Source organism: Burkholderia sp. Ed8, assembly GCF_040761425.1.
Classification (GTDB): Bacteria; Pseudomonadota; Gammaproteobacteria; order Burkholderiales; family Burkholderiaceae; genus Burkholderia; species Burkholderia seminalis.
The window spans coordinates 161279-177366 of the sequence record NZ_CP142886.1; the positions used below are offsets into that span (position 1 = coordinate 161279).

At 59.7% G+C, this 16088-nt stretch carries 20 protein-coding genes and 1 pseudogene; 2 read left to right on the forward strand and 19 right to left on the reverse strand.

From position 1 onward, the window contains the following. Positions 1–44: 44 nt before the first annotated feature. From VXM69_RS14550 to VXM69_RS14560, 3 genes are all read right to left on the reverse strand, one after another. The gene (locus VXM69_RS14550; protein WP_367189779.1) at positions 45–242 is read right to left on the reverse strand and encodes a hypothetical protein; all 198 of its coding nucleotides are present in this window, start codon (positions 240–242) and stop codon (positions 45–47) included. Positions 243–503: 261 nt separating this feature from the next. Further along, entirely contained in the window at positions 504–1781 is a 1278-nt protein-coding gene (locus tag VXM69_RS14555; RefSeq protein WP_367189780.1) for a PD-(D/E)XK nuclease family protein, read from the reverse strand. Positions 1782–2731: 950 nt separating this feature from the next. After that, positions 2732–3646: an integrase domain-containing protein gene (locus tag VXM69_RS14560; protein ID WP_367189781.1), complete on the reverse strand. Its 915-nt coding sequence runs from the start codon at positions 3644–3646 to the stop codon at positions 2732–2734. A gap of 932 nt (positions 3647–4578) precedes the next feature. Between VXM69_RS14560 and VXM69_RS14565 the strand changes: the two genes are divergently transcribed. Next, the gene (locus VXM69_RS14565) at positions 4579–4938 is read left to right on the forward strand and encodes a hypothetical protein (RefSeq protein WP_367189782.1); all 360 of its coding nucleotides are present in this window, start codon (positions 4579–4581) and stop codon (positions 4936–4938) included. Between the two features lie 40 nt (positions 4939–4978). Here the strand turns inward: VXM69_RS14565 and VXM69_RS14570 are convergent, their stop codons facing one another. From VXM69_RS14570 to VXM69_RS14630, 13 genes are all read right to left on the reverse strand, one after another. Beyond that, on the reverse strand, positions 4979–5257 hold the full coding sequence (locus VXM69_RS14570) for a hypothetical protein (protein WP_343727819.1): 279 nt from the start codon (positions 5255–5257) through the stop codon (positions 4979–4981). A gap of 3 nt (positions 5258–5260) precedes the next feature. Next, positions 5261–6313: a hypothetical protein gene (locus VXM69_RS14575; protein ID WP_367189783.1), complete on the reverse strand. Its 1053-nt coding sequence runs from the start codon at positions 6311–6313 to the stop codon at positions 5261–5263. Between the two features lie 3 nt (positions 6314–6316). Continuing rightward, entirely contained in the window at positions 6317–6583 is a 267-nt protein-coding gene (locus tag VXM69_RS14580; protein ID WP_367189784.1) for a hypothetical protein, read from the reverse strand. A 254-nt stretch (positions 6584–6837) separates the two neighbouring features. Continuing rightward, the gene (locus tag VXM69_RS14585) at positions 6838–7419 is read right to left on the reverse strand and encodes a recombinase family protein (protein ID WP_367189785.1); all 582 of its coding nucleotides are present in this window, start codon (positions 7417–7419) and stop codon (positions 6838–6840) included. A gap of 175 nt (positions 7420–7594) precedes the next feature. Further along, positions 7595–7942: a winged helix-turn-helix domain-containing protein gene (locus VXM69_RS14590; RefSeq protein ID WP_343727823.1), complete on the reverse strand. Its 348-nt coding sequence runs from the start codon at positions 7940–7942 to the stop codon at positions 7595–7597. Between the two features lie 208 nt (positions 7943–8150). Further along, positions 8151–8381 (reverse strand): hypothetical protein, encoded by a 231-nt coding sequence (locus VXM69_RS14595; RefSeq protein WP_367189786.1) that lies wholly within the window; start codon positions 8379–8381, stop codon positions 8151–8153. Further along, positions 8366–9334: a DnaB-like helicase C-terminal domain-containing protein gene (locus tag VXM69_RS14600; protein ID WP_367189787.1), complete on the reverse strand. Its 969-nt coding sequence runs from the start codon at positions 9332–9334 to the stop codon at positions 8366–8368. Before VXM69_RS14600 ends, VXM69_RS14595 begins: the two co-directional genes overlap by 16 nt. Then, positions 9334–9783: a histidine ammonia-lyase gene (locus VXM69_RS14605; RefSeq protein WP_367189788.1), complete on the reverse strand. Its 450-nt coding sequence runs from the start codon at positions 9781–9783 to the stop codon at positions 9334–9336. Before VXM69_RS14605 ends, VXM69_RS14600 begins: the two co-directional genes overlap by 1 nt. A 453-nt stretch (positions 9784–10236) precedes the next feature. Next, positions 10237–11802 (reverse strand): IS66 family transposase, encoded by a 1566-nt coding sequence (locus VXM69_RS14610; protein ID WP_367189789.1) that lies wholly within the window; start codon positions 11800–11802, stop codon positions 10237–10239. 31 nt (positions 11803–11833) lie between these two features. Continuing rightward, the gene (tnpB, locus tag VXM69_RS14615) at positions 11834–12184 is read right to left on the reverse strand and encodes an IS66 family insertion sequence element accessory protein TnpB (protein ID WP_121863073.1); all 351 of its coding nucleotides are present in this window, start codon (positions 12182–12184) and stop codon (positions 11834–11836) included. Further along, on the reverse strand, positions 12160–12702 hold the full coding sequence (locus VXM69_RS14620) for a transposase (RefSeq protein WP_175907237.1): 543 nt from the start codon (positions 12700–12702) through the stop codon (positions 12160–12162). Before VXM69_RS14620 ends, tnpB begins: the two co-directional genes overlap by 25 nt. Positions 12703–12746: 44 nt before the next feature. Continuing rightward, the gene (locus VXM69_RS14625; RefSeq protein WP_367189790.1) at positions 12747–13202 is read right to left on the reverse strand and encodes a hypothetical protein; all 456 of its coding nucleotides are present in this window, start codon (positions 13200–13202) and stop codon (positions 12747–12749) included. An 8-nt stretch (positions 13203–13210) separates the two neighbouring features. Beyond that, positions 13211–13477, reverse strand: a complete 267-nt coding sequence (locus VXM69_RS14630) for a helix-turn-helix transcriptional regulator (RefSeq protein ID WP_367189791.1) — start codon at positions 13475–13477, stop codon at positions 13211–13213. Between the two features lie 228 nt (positions 13478–13705). Here VXM69_RS14630 and VXM69_RS14635 point away from each other — a divergent pair. Continuing rightward, positions 13706–14520, forward strand: a pseudogene (locus VXM69_RS14635) (IS5 family transposase); the annotation flags it as partial. Here the strand turns inward: VXM69_RS14635 and VXM69_RS14640 are convergent. From VXM69_RS14640 to VXM69_RS14650, 3 genes are all read right to left on the reverse strand, one after another. Further along, positions 14448–15134 (reverse strand): hypothetical protein, encoded by a 687-nt coding sequence (locus VXM69_RS14640; protein WP_367189792.1) that lies wholly within the window; start codon positions 15132–15134, stop codon positions 14448–14450. The pseudogene VXM69_RS14635 and the gene VXM69_RS14640 overlap by 73 nt on opposite strands. Positions 15135–15274: 140 nt before the next feature. Continuing rightward, entirely contained in the window at positions 15275–15553 is a 279-nt protein-coding gene (locus VXM69_RS14645) for a hypothetical protein (RefSeq protein WP_367189793.1), read from the reverse strand. Then, on the reverse strand, positions 15546–15884 hold the full coding sequence (locus tag VXM69_RS14650) for a hypothetical protein (protein ID WP_367189794.1): 339 nt from the start codon (positions 15882–15884) through the stop codon (positions 15546–15548). Before VXM69_RS14650 ends, VXM69_RS14645 begins: the two co-directional genes overlap by 8 nt. Positions 15885–16088 lie beyond the last annotated feature (204 nt).

The following is a 16088-nucleotide window of genomic DNA, read 5'->3' on the forward strand; positions in this document are numbered from 1 at the left end:
GAAGGCCGCGGAGCAGTTCTGCTTAACGCGCCCGCCTAGCTCTATCAAATGGGCTCCCTTTTCGCTTCGGCCTGGCGTCGACTCGCATCCCAATGCTGCTGCAGAGCCTCCTTTTCCGGCTTGGACAACGGCGCTCCATTGGCGGCGCCTCGAAACAAGTCATCCGACGGAACCCGATTACCCGGCTGTTCCGCATGTTTTTGCACTTCGTCTAACCGGTCTTCCCATTCTCGTTGTTCCATCTCATTCTCACAGAAAGTGTGTCTTCGCATGTCGGGCATGCGTCTTGATCGTACTATCCTAGCGCCTTGGGTAGCTAGAGCGCCGATCAAGCCTCTCCCACTACATGTTCGCACGATATCCCATTGGATCGACCGAGTAGGCATGAACCTATTCATTCAGCCAAACCATGCACCGGGAAGGCGATCTGGTCGACTTTGGCTGCATCCCTAAGCAAAAATTTCGCAATGCTTCCAGTGATACCCCGGCGAGATACTCGACTATCAAAGAGCATTGAGAAGTGCCTTGAGCTTGGCGAGTTCCGATATCGTTTCCTCGATTGCTTTGTCTTTCTGGAGCTCCTTGCGCTGACGAATGACCGCGAATGACTGCTCGTCGCCAACTCGGCGTTTGACGCCGTTCTTCTTGCGCATCTCTTCTGCTCGCTCGATCATTTCTGCCCGTTTGTCTGGGCGCACATCATTGAACTGTACAAAGGTCACAACCTTGAACTTTTCACCTGTCTTGCGAACATTCACCCCTGCTGGGTAATACCAAGCTGGCGAAGAATCCGTGTCAACGAGTGTAGACCATTGATTAAGCGAGAAGCCTGTTCGTACACGCTTGGTATCAACGAGCAGATCGTTAAAACGGTTTCGCAACGAAGCTACAAAGGGAGCAAACTGCGCTTGCCTGACGCAATCATCCCAAACTGGGGTGCGGCGCCAGTACAACTGAAAAAGTCGCAACGTTGCCTTGCCCTCAAGGGTTACGTTGTCTTTCATTAGTTGGGCGAGTGTCTGCGCACGCGCCCCCTTCGAACCGTTCTTCACCCACGGCTCCATGATATTGAATACTTCGGGATGTCGGCTCGCGACCTCAGTCACAAGGCGGCCATAGACACTCGTAGCCCCAGACTCTTCCGCCTCTTCTTCGATCACACTACGAAATTGCGAGAGTGCTTCCCGAACGTGTGGCGCAGTAGCCTCACGCTTCTCCGCTTCTCGCAGGTGGTCTGATAGCCAGTCGTACCCCACGGTTATCCAAGCCGGGTCTGCCGACTTCGCCTCCTTTGAATCAAGCAGGATGTGCACCCCCATGAATTCCGGAAAGAGCTTTATGAGCTCACGGCGGTAATCGTTGAGTTGCCGGTATGCCTGACTCGCACCAAACTTGTTTTCTATCGCGATATAACGCTTTCGACTTGCATCGACAACTAGCACATCAAGCGAACGGTTCCCTAGCGTGACCTCGGTCGTAACCACGGCAGATGAGAAACCCTCTGTCTGGATGTTGGAGGGCGAGATAAAGCGCCGCTCAGCCGCAGAGAGAACAACGTCGTCACTCCCCCACCATGCTCGCGTCAGGAGCGACTGGATCGTAATATCTCCTAGACCATGCCCCTCTGAGGGATCAAGTAGCCACGCGATAAAGCGCGACACGTTCACCTCTTTCGGGTAACAGATTCTGAGTGGCTGCCAAGATGCTGTAGATGTGACCAAGCGCTGCACATCCGAGTCTGCAAAGAAAAAATCGACCAGATCCTCAGTTTTTTTAACCATTTTGCAAGTACCCCGTTTCACAATTTTTGTGTATGTTGTGCGTGATTTCGACCGGTGCCCGCATACATATCACCGGCACGCCTGTCCCGCGTCAAATTGCGTTTAATGTACGCTGATCGAGGTCGGCCAAACACCACCAGTTTCCCGCGAAGTTTGGACGAAATTCTTCTGGTGCCGCACTACTACCGGCGCCGAACAAGGTCTGCACGAACGTTCACTTTGCAGCGACGTCTAGTTGAAGCCATGACAGGCATAGTCGGTCGACCACCAGTCTTCAAATCGCCATTCGACTTCCGAACCAATTCGCCCGTAGCCACCCAACGCCACTTGCGAGTGGGACGTTTCGACTGGAACCACGAAGTCAAAAGATTCACGCCCAATGCACCCACCATCGCAGGGTAGATCAAGAGCCATAAGTTGGCGGCTCTGTTGCTTTGGTCCAGTGAATGTTGGCCGAGCATATGCTTCGCATCCAACAACTTTGCGAGATCGTTCAGGTTTGAGAACGTGGACGCAGTCATTACAGCACTGAACACCATAAAGCACCCGAGGAATGGCGTCATAAATTCATGCGGCTTGCACCCCCTATTGCATACCAGCACTACGACGACTGGAATCAATGAAATGATCCCAAATGCATTTCCCAGAACTACCATATCCATATAGACAATCCTCCTTGATACGTCATATCGGTCACGAACTCTCAAACTTGAGTAACGAGGCTTCGAATGCTCCATAACTAGACTTATTCGTCCCGATACCGTAGGGGGTCGGAGAGATAACGATGAATCTCAGTGTTCTTCCACACCGTGCACCGCGACGACAATTGAATCGGTTGCGGCGCCCTTCCGGAAAGACAGAGCTTTCGCCATGTCTCCCGACACACGCCCACGAACGGAGCGATTTGCCTCCAGCGCGAGTGGCCGACCTCTGGCAGCGTGTCGACGTGCTTATGCATGCTTCACCTCCGCATCGACCAATACCTCGCGCCCATAGACTCGCTCCACCCACGTCCCGCGGCCGTCCCCGTGGCCGAGCCACGTTGATACACCGGCGGCTGCTTCTCGGCGAGATATGCCGGCAGCCTTTTGCCGCTCCAGGTGCTCGGTCGCATACGCGTATCGGAGGCTATGCGGTGCGCGCTCATCGGTCATGCCGACCTTGCGCACGACGTAGTGGTAACGTTCCATAGCTCGCTTCAGATCCGGCTTGCGGACCAGCTTCCCACCGTATTCGCCGGAAAGCTCGATCGCCCGTCCCACCAGTTCCGCGGCGCACCGCCGATCCAACGGCGGACTCCGACGCGTCTTGCCTCCCTTCGTCCCGTGGATGATGGTCACGAAGCCGTCCCCGATCGGGCTGGTAAGCGCGCGCCGCCATTCAGCCAGTGACTTGATGCTTTGAACTGCCTCCCTGGCACGCAGTCCGAATTCCAGCTGCAGCTCAAGCACAATCGCAATGCCTGGATCGATCGCAGCAACAGCAGCACGATACGGTTCCAGCTCGTCACGCATCATCGGCCGCTTCGTTCCCGCCCGGCTTGCTCCCGACAGACCGAGCGCCGCATTGCTCATCTTGTCGGCAAACGGCCGGCGACCGATCCCTTCGAGCGCCGTTCGGATGTGCGTCACGTTGTTGATGGCCGTCCGCTTCGAACGTCCTCGCGCCCTCATGTCATTCGACCAGGCGATCAGATGCTTCTCTTTGAGCTGACCGGTCGTGTGAACCTGGAAGCCCGTGTCCCACAGAAACCGAGCGAAACGGGCGAGCGACTTCTCCCGACCGTTGGAGGTCGAGTTTGCCTGTTTGCCACGCGCCCCGCGCGCAGCACGGCACAGGTCGGCCGTGAGAGATTTGTGCGACATGCGTACCCCGAATCCATGACGTGAGGCTCGACCCCCAGTTGTCTCCCTGTCCGCTGGACGGGGCCGCGAAAATGCAGCCGGGAGACAACAAACGGGGGCACGAGCCTCGGCCTGGTGAGATTGGGAGCGTTCTACGCCAGCAAGCCGGCGCAGCCCGGCACGCATGAACCCGATGAGATTCGACGCGTGGCGGGAAGACGCTTCCCCCGTTTGATCCGTGTTTTGGCTGTGCGACCGATCGGGGGGCGCCAATGCCCCGACCGCGCGAGTTGATGCGTACCGAGCGAGTCGGTACGAGATTTCAGACGCCGAGGCCGAGCGCGCCGTCGATCGTCACGAGGACGATTGAGACGAACGCGACAAGGCACGGCGTTAGCGCTGGGGAGCGCACGTCACGGATTGATTGCCGCGGGAGCGGCATACGGGGATTGCACATCGCGCCTTTCGCAGGAAGCAAAAGGCGATAGAAGGCTTCACCTAACGGCGAAGCAGTCACAAGCCCATCAGGAAACGATGGACGGATTTTGGGCGTGGGCCTACTCAGTTCATTCGGCGATCAAGTCACCGTGCCCGCAGAACGGGCTTACATATGGCTGTTCAACAGCTAGGTCTTGCAGTCGATGCCCTTTAACCCGGGCTAGGAGTGAAGGAAGATTAGCGAGGCAAATTCGGCTTGGCAACAGTTTTTCAGCGGCCCGAGCCTGGTGCTCCAGCGTTGCGGTCGCGTCTCCAGAGTGACGCACGCAAGATTTCCGGATGCGCATCGCTTTGCCTGCCGATTCGCAAAGTGACGCCACCATCAGCAACCAAGCAGAGCGTTGCATTCTCGCGACAATATGGACCATCCGCACAAATGGCCTCGCGGATACGCCTACTGGGTTTTCCTGCCGACTGCTGCTATGTTTCCGATACCCATCTACGGGGAGACCACCATGAAAATGACTCTTAGCGTTGCGATCGTCAGCGCCGTGCTGACTTCCGGGGCGGCATACGCCAACTGTATCGGCAGCCCAGGTTTCCAGACGTGTACGGATCAAAGCGGGAACACATACAGCGTCAACCGCTTGGGCAACATGACGACGGTGAACGGTTACAACTCTCAGACCGGCAGTTCTTGGAGTGAAACAGCCAACACCCTCGGCAACACCACGACGATCAACGGTACCGCCGCGAATGGTCAAAGCTGGAACGAAACCATCCAAAATTTCGGAAACGGCAACCGGTCGATGTCCGGCGTCGATTCCAACGGGAATTCGTTCAGCCACTACTGCACTGCTTACGGCTGCAACTGAGCGGCAATGTGTGACATCGTTTGCAGACGTTGCGGGGCAACTACTGCAGGGTATCGGTCCCACCACCGAACGGAATACCTGCGCGCAAGCAGTACGCACGAGCGAATGGATCTCCTTGCTCTGCAGAGGCCGCCGCGATCTTGTTGAAAATGCTGGCGAAGATTCCAGGGCCGGCATGCTCGGCGAAATCGCGCAGCATGCCGGACTCATTTGCACGGTAGATGGCCGCACAGATGAGCCTGTTTTCGTCCCCAGTCAGGCTAATCGTGATGTCGACGTAACGGAGTGTAGCGTTCGGCTGCTTCGTATCGTTCGGCATGGCCTACCCCATCGTGAAACCGTACGAGTTGCCGCCGCCGTAGCTGTAACCACCACCGTAGCCCGCCGGACCGAACGTCACCGGGTCGTAAAAGCCGCTCGTCGAAAACGGTGACGATGTCGAGAAGTTGCCCGTATAGCTTGGCTGGTTGAAGTAATTGCCAAGTGCATTCGAGATACCTTGAGACACCATGCTGCCAACTGCGCCCGCGCCCTGCGCCTGACTCTGGAACGGAACTGCCTGCGCGCCATTGCCGTTGTTCATGTATTGGATGATCGAGTTCATCATTCCCTCTGCCGGGCCATAAACATTCGAGTTCAAGAACGAACCATAGGTATTGCCAAGATTGCCTGGCATGCCCGCAATCATCTGCGCTGTCTGGTAAGGAAGTTGCCCCGACATCAGGGCATATCCGGGAGCAGCCGCGGCTTGCTGTCCCGCCAGTTCGCCAAACCTTCCCGCGGTTCCGGCAGCACCCGAGTAAGCTTGCAAACCTTGCGTCGCGCGCTGCAGCAGATTGTTCTGCCAGTCGATGTTGAAGTTCGACAGCGCCTGGTTCTGTACACCGGCGCCCGCGGCTGACGAGCCGAGTCCATACATCGAGTTCGTCGCGCCCGTCTGTTGCGTGAGCTGGTTCAGCGTGCGGTCGTAGAGCGCATTCTGTGGGTCCAGCCCCATGTTGTAGACGTTCTGACCGGCCTGTAGCAGGCCCGCCTGTGTGGCGAAGTTGCTGTTGGCTTGCTGATTCAGCAGGCTGCCGAGTCCGGCATATGTCCCGCCTGCGGCATTCGCGGCATTCTGGTACCCGCCGCCGTACTGATCATTCGCGGCCAGGCCGGCGTTCAATGACTGCAGCCCGTACTGCTGAAGGGGGTTGTTGCCGTACTGATTGGCAATGATGTGAAGCAGGTTCTGCCAGTTCTGGTCGGAGTCCGGAAGCCCCGTGGGAACGTAGTAGCTTCCACTGCCCCCAGACGTGCTGGGAGACAACAATCCGGAAACTAGTGAGCCACCAATGCCCGACGCCAGACCTCCTACCGCTGCTGCAAACGGCATGATTCACTCCATGATCGCGGCTGACGCACTCATCCGATTGCTTCCCGCGTTGCACACGCACATGCACTCGCGCTGTTGTGCAGAAATGCGCGAGAGATAGTCCACCGGAGATTCGATTACGATGACACGCCCCCGCAGCTTGACCGTATGCGGACGCTCCTCGAACGGCAGGGTGTACAACGTGCTCACGCCGAGACCGACGAGGGAACACCACTCTCGGATCGAGTATCCGGCCTTGGCGAGAGAAGCAGGAATATCGCTGGCTGACATGTCTGCACCTACGTGGAAGACGCCGGGGCGGCGCACTCTACGTAGGAATGTCATTCAGTTTCCCGCTTTACGTCCACGACAACTCGTCGTGCCGGCCGCGGATTCTGGATGTTTTTTTGATGCGCGGATTGGAGAGAGGGTCTGCAAAATTTCGTCACCCCCGTCCATGGGGGCCTGGGTGGTCCCAGAGTTAGGTTTGCACGCGGGGCCGGGGCAGCGCGGGAGGTATGGGCTCGCCCCGAGCCACTTCGCGTTCAGGCGTTGAGCCTATCCCGCACTCGCATCACGACTTGGCGCGACGTGCCGAGGGCCTTGGCAATCCCGTACACCGTTTCGCCAGCGGCCAGCCGTTGGCTCACCTCTTCCTGTTGCGCATCGGACAGCACCGAGGGACGACCAAGGCGCGTGCCGGCTGCCTTCGTGCGTGCCAACCCGGCCTGGGTCCGCTCGATCAGCAGATCACGTTCGAACTGCGCGACGGCGGTCAGGACACCCATCGTCATCCGGCCGGCGGCGGACGTGAGATCGACACCGCCCAACGCGAGACAGTGCACTCGGATGCCAACGTCAACAAGCTTCTGCACGGTGCTCTGCACGTCCATCGCGTTACGTCCCAAGCGGTCGAGCTTCGTCACGACGAGGATGTCGCCCTCCTCCATGCGCTCGAGCAGCTTCTGGAACCCCGGCCGCTCCGCCGCAGGCGTGCTGCCGCTGATTGCTTCTTCAATCACACGTCGCTTGTCGACATTGAAGCCGGCGGCCTGGATTTCCTGCAGTTGGTTGGCAGTGTGCTGGTCGACTGTCGAGACGCGGGCATACACGAAGGTGCGGGACATGGCGGACTCCGGGCGAATGAGTACGAAAACGTATATCCAGTTTAGTACGCGTCCGGAATATCGAAAAGGTATTTTTCGTACCGCGATAAAGCATGCCATTCGATTGAGTACGAATACGAACGTTTGCGTACGTCCGCCAGATCGACCCGCCGTTGGTCCAATGCCCGGGCTGGCGCTATTTCCCCCGCTGTACGAGCGACGCCATGATCGCGTGGAGTTCTGTTGCATCGAGTTCGCGTCGTTCGACGTGATCGACCGGAAGCGGCTTGTCGGTCCGGGCATACAGCTGGATCTCGCCTCTCCTCAGACCCTTGGATGGGGTCTGCTTCGAATACGAGATCGTGCTGGCGACGTAGACATACTTCTCTTCGGTCAGCGCTTTCAGGTATTTCGAGATAGTCCCTCGAGGCACGCCAAATCTCAGGCTCAAGTGAGCCTGGCTTAGCATCCCCTCTTCATCAAGCAGTTCGCAGATGCGCCGGCCGATGAGGTTCGGGTTTGAGAGGTTTCTCAGCGAGATCACGCCCGTCCCTCACGCGACCAGTCGCCACGCCCAGGGGCCGCGAGTATTTTTCGCCCACGCTGAACACCTGCCTGCGCCACCTCTTCCCGGGTTCCCCGCCGAGCCTTTCCGCGCGCGTGCGTATACGCGCGTGTATACGCGTGCGCGCGTGATGCGCGTGCGTGTGGAGTCTCGAATCTCGTTTTCTTGCTCGGAAGTCGCGTATGGCTCATTTCGGCCTCCCTGCCTGGATCAGGCGCCATAGCTCACGCCGTTGTGCTTCTGCCGCGTAGTCACCGAACTTCGCTCGAACCGTCTCAACGATCGCCTTGGCCGGCTCGTAGTTGCCCCGCTTGCCTTCGTGAACGGCGCGCATGAAGCCACCCCATGATTTCAGGCGTTCGTCTGCGGTTGCCATGTGCTCTCTCGATGCGATCGTTGAGGTCACGAGGATCGCCATGCGCCACGCCAGACAGCCGTGGGCAAGTCGAGATGCCGGCCGCCGCCTGTCCGATCGTCCCGAAACTGCATGCTTTCGGAGTCGAACCAGAGGCGTACGGTGCCCTCCCACGTGTGGTGCCGTTGCTTAGCGCAGATCAAGACCGTGTCTGCCTGGAGTTCAGCTTCATTGCGCTGTTCGTCGGAGATCGTCTCCTTGCGCAGCAGCGCCTCTTTGGTCTTGTTCCGATGCACGATCAGCACGTTGTCGACAAGATCGGTGATCTCGCCAGCGCCCTTCATATCGAACTTGTCCGGCACAACGGATTCCTTCTCGCCCTTGCGCGCGTGGTGCACGAGGTGGATGTGCACGCCGGTGTCTCGAGCCAGCGCACACAGCGCGTCGACGAACGTCTTCTGGCCGGCATAGTCGTCCGGGGCGATACCGCACTTCAGCAGGCTGTCGATAACGACGTGGTGCACACCGAGCTCCTTACGGCAGTACCGAGCGACTGCGAGCATGCGTGTGCACTCGACCGTACCGACGTGGGCGTACAGCCATAGCCGATCGTCAGTCCAGCGGCCGAAGGCACGGATGAACTCGGGCGCCGGCTTCTCGGTGGCCGCGGCCTGGCGCGCAAGGCGCTCCATCGTCGCGATCGGGCGCATTTCCATCGACGCGATGCACGCGCGATCGCCGGCTGACATGGCGTGCAGCATCACCTCGCCGAGGACGGCGGACTTGCCGTGCCCATTCACGCCACCCCAAAGCGTCACCTCGCCCTCGCGGAAGCGGAGCGAATCCCCAACGCTGGCCCAGGGCGACTCTGTACCGGGAGCGACTTCTTTCGGGCTATGCAGATGCTCGACCAGGTCCTCGATGAATTCGCTGGCACGGCGCACGTCCGCACGGCCGTCATCGTCGTCTCTGGCATATGCCTCCCAGTCGATCGAATCGGGAATCGTTCGGGCCATCAGTCCACCTCCTTAGCGCTTTCATTTCGTTCGGCAGCAAGCTGCTCGATGAGCTCGCACGCGCGGTCATAGGGATTCGGTAGCGTGTCGCACAGGGCGTCGAAAAGGCGGCGCGCCAGTGTGTCCGATGCCGGCCAGCACATCGGCGCAATCGGAATCGGAAACCAGTCGAAGAGCGCGAAGTCCTCGCCGGGCACGATTCGTCGTTCGCCGCAGTGCACCCTTGGACCTTCGCGGAACGCGAGCACCAGCGTGTCGGGAACCGCAGCCGAGATGTCGCCGAGCGTGCGAAGCAGATCGCCCCAAGGCACGTCAGCGGACGTGAATACCTCAACATCGAGCGCGGCAATCGGGCGCCAGTCGTAGAGTCGACCTGCGGCAGCCGAGAGCGTCACGTTTTCGAATCGCAGCGGTCCAACGAGAGTCACAAGCACCGGAAGTTCAGGCACACGACCGGCTCGGCGCATTGACGCTAGTGCGGCACCGTTGGCTGGATATCGAAGTCTCATTGCCGTCACGCGAACGGGTTGTCGGAAGCATGGCCATTCACTCGCTGCTGCGCCTCGGTCAGCCATGCAGCGTTGAAGCCCCCCCACCCGCGGACAACGCAGATCCGCACCACCTCGGCCATCGGGATCCCCGCCTTGTCTGCTTCGGCCCTTATGTCATCGAATGCCGTAGCAGTTGGCGCCAATCTCTTGGTCCTACGCACTGCGAGCCAGTCCTTGACAAGGTCTGAGGGAACTCCGAAAGACTCGAGATGCGCCTGCGCATCGAAGCGCGGAGCGCGTTGCTTGTGTTTCTTTGAAGATGAAGATGAAGATGAAGATGAAGAGCCGTCACCTTGATCTTCACCATGCCGTCTGCTTGGTGAATCGTACGCGGTCTTTTAACGACGCCCCTCAGTGGTTGAGGGCAGCAGGCATTCTCCAAGGCATGAGATCGGCGTAGTCGTCGGCAGTTGCAGCGAGCGGCAACCTGGTGAACAGCCAGACCAGATAGCGATACGGCTCGATGCCGTTCGCCTTGCACGTCTCGACGAGGGAGTACAGGTTGGCACTGGCCTGCGCGCCGGCGACAGTATCGGAGAACAGCCAGCCCTTGCGGCCGACGACGAACGGCCGGATCGCGTTCTCGCACAGGTTGTTCGAGATCGGCCAGTTGCCGTTACCGACGTAGCGGACCAGCTTGGGCCACTGTCCGCTCATGTACTGCAATGCCTTGCCGAGCAGACTCGACGGCACGACGCCTGGCAGATGCTCGACCAGCATGCGCTCGATGATGGTGAGCACGCGGGCGCTGTACCGGGCACGCAGTCGCTGCCGGCGTTCAGACTTCCACTTCGCGCTGCGCGCCTCGGCCGCGAACAGCTTGCCGATCAGCACGACGAAGCGCGTCGCCAGTAGGTCCGGCGAGCGTGCCGCCTTCGGCACCGACTCCTCGGCCTTGATGAAGCCGCGGCGCACGTGTGCCCAGCATCCGAGATGCACGAGCTGGTGATCGTGGGCGATGCCGTTGTAGAGCTCGTACCCGTCAGTCATCAGCACGGTGCCAGGCTGCACGCCGGCATAGAGCTTCTGCGCATGCTGGGCGCCGCGCCCCGGCGAGTACGAGAACATCCGCACAGGCGGCCCCGAGCCGTTGATCTGCGCCCACAGGTAACTCTTTGCTTGCGGCCTTCGTCCCGGTTCCTTCAGCACCTGGAACGTTGTCTCGTCGCCGTAGATCAGGTCCGATTCGAGCAGCGCGTCGCGCATCAGATTGATCACCGGCTGCGTGGCGAGCCCCACCCGCACTACGCTGGCGGCCAGCGTGTTCGACGAGATGGCGCCGCCGAAGCGACGCAGCAGCGTGGCCTGGCGATACAGCGGCATGCCGTACTGGTACTTGCCGGTGATGATCCACGCCAGCGCGGATTCCGTGAGCAGCCCGCGAGGGATGATACGCGCCGGTGCGGGCGTGACCTTGATACCGAGATCGCAGCATGGGCACGCGTATTTGACCCGTTGGTGCTGAACGACGCACACTTGCTCGGGAATCACGTCGAGCTGTTCGCTCGTTTCCACGCCGATCTCGACGAGAGCATGGCCATCATGCGCGCAGAACCGTTCGGACTCGGGCAACTCGTGTCGCACGACCTCGCGCGGCAGGTTCGGATCGAGTGGTTTGCGCCCACGCTTGCCGCGCGTGTGAGCGGCGACCGATGTGCCGGGCATATCCTCGCGCGCGGGCGCGTCGGTAGTCGTCGCCAGCGCCTCGGCTTCGTTGAACAGACCGAGCTGGTCAGCATGGCGCGCTTCGCTCGATGCGCCGAACAGTTCGTGCTTGTAGGCCCGCAGTTTCTCCTCGGCCAGATCGCGCTGAGCCGTCACGAGTCGAAGCTCACCGCGCAGCGCATCGCGTTCGGCGCTCGCGGCAATCAGCGCCTCGTACTCCTCGGCGCTCAACATGACGGGATTGTTCGGCATGGCCGGTTAGACCATGTCGCCCTCGTCGTGTTCAGCTCATCCGCGCGTAATATCGCTGGGGATGCTTCTGGATCACGGCCAGGTCGATTCCGTCGAGCAGCCAGTGCAACTGCTCAGCGCTGAGCGTGATCGTGTCGCCTCCGTTCGGCCAGACGAAGCGGTCGGCTTCGAGTCGCTTGAGCAGCAACCAGAAGCCGTTGCCGCCCCAGCCGAGAATCTTGATGCGATCGCGTCGTCGGTTGCCGAACACGAACAGCGCCGAGGTCATCAGATTCAGGCGCATCGCCTGTTCGACCAGAATCGACAACCCGTTGATGCCCATGCGGAAGTCGACTGGATCGCGATGCAGATAAACCTTCAGCTCTTCGTCGAACCGGAACACGGCAGCCTCCCGAGCATCTGGATCACCGTGGCCAGCTCATCGACACTCGCCTCGCCGAGATCAAATTCGACACCATTGGACAAGCGCACATGTAACGAGAGCGCCATCAACGACGGGGCTGGTGGCAGTACTGGGGAAACGGCAGGCACGGTCGACGCAGTCGTGACGACAGGAACGAATGCCCGCGCTTCACTCATCGGAACCCGACGGGCAGTGCCCGGAATGTCGATCGATACGCCGTCGATCACCAGCGGGTCCGGCCTCGTTGGGGTTTGCAGCGTATGCTGCTGATGGCGCGAGATCCAGCGGCGCAACTGATTCGGATTGACGTCATGGTCCATAGCCGCCCGGGCGATCGATACCCCCGGCTTCAGGCAAAACTCGACCAGCTCCCGCACGGCATCTTCATCAAATTCCCGCCGGCCATCCCGTCGTTGGCCAACTACCAGTCTGCTTCGAAGGTCCTGTTTCTCTGTCATCATGGTCTGAGTGCATGTGTCCACGCGGACACTTAGCATCTGACCTTATGCCTACCATTGGTAGGGCGTCGTTTATTGACGGCTTACGGTGAATCACCTTGCCGATCACCATGCCGTCGGCTTGGTGTCGATGTATTCGGGTTACCGAAGCGCGTGGATGCGCCTGCATGTATGCGCACATACTCGTCTTTGACCATCCGCGACGAGTACCAAATCGGCCCTTCCTGCTCGGCAACTAACGTCACTGGATCACCGTCGCGCCGCCCGGACCTCGGAACATAGACGAACGCAGCGCACGTTTGCGCTTTGTCCGCCCCCTTCAGCACACCCTTGGTGATGATGGATCTCAGCATCGAAAGCGGCGCGCCGATCGCCTGGGCGATTTCCTTAAGCGGCCAGCGCAGTACACCGTATTCCGGCGAGTCGTGCAGCAGGCACATCACGTCGATCCACACGCCTTTCTCAGCATGGGTGCAGCGCCGCAGGTTGCTGTTCGCCTGCCAGTCGCCCGGGTAGAACTGGAACGATGGGCGCGTCATGGCGCACCTCAAGCACTTTCGAGAGCACGGTAGCCAGCCGGGTCGGCCAACCAACGGTGAATCTCTCGATTGGGCCATGCGACGCAGCGCGGCGATCCGAGCTGCACGCGCTCCGGAAACCTCCCTGCAAGCTCGCGAAGGCGCACGGCCTCGCGACTCAACGGAATGAAATACTTCAGACTGCTCCAGCGCGTGTAGCCGTCAAACGGTAGCGACTGAGGGGTAGTCACCGGGACGCAATCGCGGGAGGCTGACTTGTGGTCCTTGGTTGCCATGCTCATAACCTTGTGGTCGATGGGACATGGGTACAAGAATCAGCCCAAAAACCGCGCGAAGGTATCAGCTAACGGTACGTGTTTCCGTACCATTCGGCGGTGGCCGGCAGACCGTCTTTCAGCTACTGCGGGCGCTCTTTAGAGGCCAGTTCAAAAACTCCGGAGAGGGGTTGTTTACTTCCTCGGCAAGCTGTTAACCTTGGGCATCAGAACAAGGGAAGTCCAAGGATGGAAGCGCCAATCATTGACGACGAACTGTGGATACTGATCGAACCATTGCTGCCACCTGCGAAGCTTCGCGCGAAGAGCGATCCTGGTCGTCCGCGCGTGTCCGATCGTGCGGCGCTCAACGGTATCCTGTTCGTGTTCAAAACGGGAATTCGTTGGAACCACTTGCCGACTCGTCTGGGCTTTGGCTCGGGCGCCACTTGCTGGCGGCGATTGAGCGGCTGGCAAAAGGCTGGTGTATGGGACCAACTGCACGAGTTGCTGCTCGACAAGTTGCGTGCGACCGGCCAAATCGATCTGTCATACGCTGCGGTCGATTCGTCGTCCGTGCGCGCCGTTGGGGCGGGCGAAAAACTGGCCCGAACCCCACGGATCGCGCGCGACCCGGTTCCAAGCACCACATCCTCGTAGACGCCAACGGCGTTCCTCTCGTTGCGATCCTGACTGGCGCGAACACCAACGACGTCACGCAGTTGCTGCCGCTCGTTGATGCGATCCCACCCATCCGCGGCGTTCGTGGCCGACCGCTTCAGAAGCCCGGCGTCGTCTACGCCGATCGCGGCTACGATTGCACCCGACATCGTCGCGCGTTGCGCGAACGCGGTATCAAGCCGGTGATCGCCAAGCGCCGGACCGAGCATGGCAGTGGTCTGGGCAAGTATCGTTGGGTGGTCGAACGTACGCATTCCTGGCTCCACAATTTCCGTCGCCTACGCACTCGCTTTGAGCGACGTGCCTACATTCACGAAGCATTCCTGAAACTTGGCTGCTCGCTCATCTGTTGGAACATCTTCCGACGAGCTGAGCAGGGGTTTTTGAACTGGCCTCTTAGCAAGTCGCCGAAATCGGCAGAGTGGGTATCTGGATCAGCATGATGTATTCCGGCAGCTGTAAGCGCGCGATGGACGAAATCGCGCTCGTCTGCTTCCCGCTCGTCGGCGGGCCCCGCGTAGCGGTCAGTAAAGATGCACAGCAACGCGAAGACGGTTCGCTGCAGGGCGCTGCTAACCGGATGGCGCCCAGTGCCAACTGCGCCTTTGTAGCGATTAATGGCCATTTGAAGCGCATCGCAGATACGCATTACTTCAGTGTCAGAGACCGGCGATCCGTCTTCTTTCGTCAGTTCCATGCGAAGGGATGCCGGAACGTTCATCAAACCATCGCGCAGCTTAGTTGCGGTCTCGAGAAGAGGCTGGAGAGATGCCACTTTCCGCGGCGCGCTCTTTTCCCCTGCCGCGCTCTTGTCGTAAGTCGTCTCTGCCTCATACAGCGCAAGTGCGGTCTCGAGTTCGGTCACTGCCTGCTGCTGCGAAAACGATGGGCCAAGCTTCAGACAAGCCAAAACCGCGCTCATGTCATGAGCCGCTAATTTTTTCGGCAGAAGCGCCGTCGTTTGTTCTGCTCGAGAGAACGGTTTCGACCTTGCCATCGCGCCACCTTCGTGCGCCAGCCTTCAGTGGAGTGCCGCGCCAGACCGGTGAAGGTAACCGGTTCTTCGCCCCGTCGAGCTAGGCGCGGTGTGAACGATTATGCCGCAAAGGATCCATACGGCATGTGCCGCCCGCAGCGTTACATAGCGAGCCAGTAGCCGGGATCCTCAAGCTCCTTGATCGGATCCCACGTGTCAACTATCGGTACATCCCCGTCGCAAACGGACCGATGGACCAGCAACGCCACGGCATCCTCGAACCCTTCGCGTTGGGCATCGTTCAGCTTTCCAACCGTCTCTTGAATTTGCCCGGCTACGATCCGCCAGTCGTCAGGCATATTGGCGTCCAATTCTCGGCACATGGCCGCAAACGCCATCACACCACTCCGGTACCCTTGCGACAGTCGACGCTTAGTCATGACGCGCCTCCCTTTCGGGGTTGGACGAGTCCGCTCGGTCCGCCAAGCATTCAATCTTATTGATCGCCATATGCGAAAGCGCATTGAGCCCTTCCATCAAGCCGCCAACGAGATCGTTGCTGAGTGTCGGGACACAGCAGTCCTCCGCAACGCTGTTAGCCAGAAGAATACGGCCGATCGCGTTGATACCCTGCAGCGCGTGGAACACGTTATTCAACGTGTCGCAAGCACCATCCACGGTTAGACCACGTGTGCTAACTCGATCGAAGTTCTGATTGAGGAAGTTTTCTTGGCTAGCGGCCGGCGGTTCGGCCTGGAGATTGTGCGGCATGATGGATCCTTGAGTGTTGGACCCGCCTTCCGTCGCCAAACGGGGTGGGCGGGCGAATGACAGGGTTGGCGAACCGGCACTCAAGGCATCCGGCATACCCTCGCGGGTATCCCCACCATCGCCCACCCATAGACTGGATGTGCGCGAAGTGTACAGACGAAAAAATACCGCCATGTAGCGGTCGTCATCCGCCTTGAGTGTCAG

Excerpts from the sequence above, each read along its gene's own strand:
- VXM69_RS14630 (WP_367189791.1), bottom strand. The coding sequence starts at position 13,477 with ATGGCAACCAAGGACCACAAGTCAGCCTCCCGCGATTGCGTCCCGGTG.
- VXM69_RS14645 (WP_367189793.1), bottom strand. The coding sequence starts at position 15,553 with ATGACTAAGCGTCGACTGTCGCAAGGGTACCGGAGTGGTGTGATGGCG.
- VXM69_RS14595 (WP_367189786.1), bottom strand. The coding sequence starts at position 8,381 with ATGGCGATCCTCGTGACCTCAACGATCGCATCGAGAGAGCACATGGCA.
- VXM69_RS14570 (WP_343727819.1), bottom strand. The coding sequence starts at position 5,257 with ATGCCGAACGATACGAAGCAGCCGAACGCTACACTCCGTTACGTCGAC.
- VXM69_RS14555 (WP_367189780.1), bottom strand. The coding sequence starts at position 1,781 with ATGGTTAAAAAAACTGAGGATCTGGTCGATTTTTTCTTTGCAGACTCG.
- VXM69_RS14625 (WP_367189790.1), bottom strand. The coding sequence starts at position 13,202 with ATGACGCGCCCATCGTTCCAGTTCTACCCGGGCGACTGGCAGGCGAAC.
- VXM69_RS14610 (WP_367189789.1), bottom strand. The coding sequence starts at position 11,802 with ATGCCGAACAATCCCGTCATGTTGAGCGCCGAGGAGTACGAGGCGCTG.
- VXM69_RS14640 (WP_367189792.1), bottom strand. The coding sequence starts at position 15,134 with ATGGCAAGGTCGAAACCGTTCTCTCGAGCAGAACAAACGACGGCGCTT.
- VXM69_RS14585 (WP_367189785.1), bottom strand. The coding sequence starts at position 7,419 with ATGTCCCGCACCTTCGTGTATGCCCGCGTCTCGACAGTCGACCAGCAC.
- VXM69_RS14580 (WP_367189784.1), bottom strand. The coding sequence starts at position 6,583 with ATGTCAGCCAGCGATATTCCTGCTTCTCTCGCCAAGGCCGGATACTCG.
- VXM69_RS14565 (WP_367189782.1), top strand. The coding sequence starts at position 4,579 with ATGAAAATGACTCTTAGCGTTGCGATCGTCAGCGCCGTGCTGACTTCC.
- VXM69_RS14575 (WP_367189783.1), bottom strand. The coding sequence starts at position 6,313 with ATGCCGTTTGCAGCAGCGGTAGGAGGTCTGGCGTCGGGCATTGGTGGC.
- VXM69_RS14560 (WP_367189781.1), bottom strand. The coding sequence starts at position 3,646 with ATGTCGCACAAATCTCTCACGGCCGACCTGTGCCGTGCTGCGCGCGGG.
- VXM69_RS14650 (WP_367189794.1), bottom strand. The coding sequence starts at position 15,884 with ATGCCGCACAATCTCCAGGCCGAACCGCCGGCCGCTAGCCAAGAAAAC.
- VXM69_RS14600 (WP_367189787.1), bottom strand. The coding sequence starts at position 9,334 with ATGGCCCGAACGATTCCCGATTCGATCGACTGGGAGGCATATGCCAGA.
- VXM69_RS14550 (WP_367189779.1), bottom strand. The coding sequence starts at position 242 with ATGGAACAACGAGAATGGGAAGACCGGTTAGACGAAGTGCAAAAACAT.
- VXM69_RS14620 (WP_175907237.1), bottom strand. The coding sequence starts at position 12,702 with ATGCTAAGTGTCCGCGTGGACACATGCACTCAGACCATGATGACAGAG.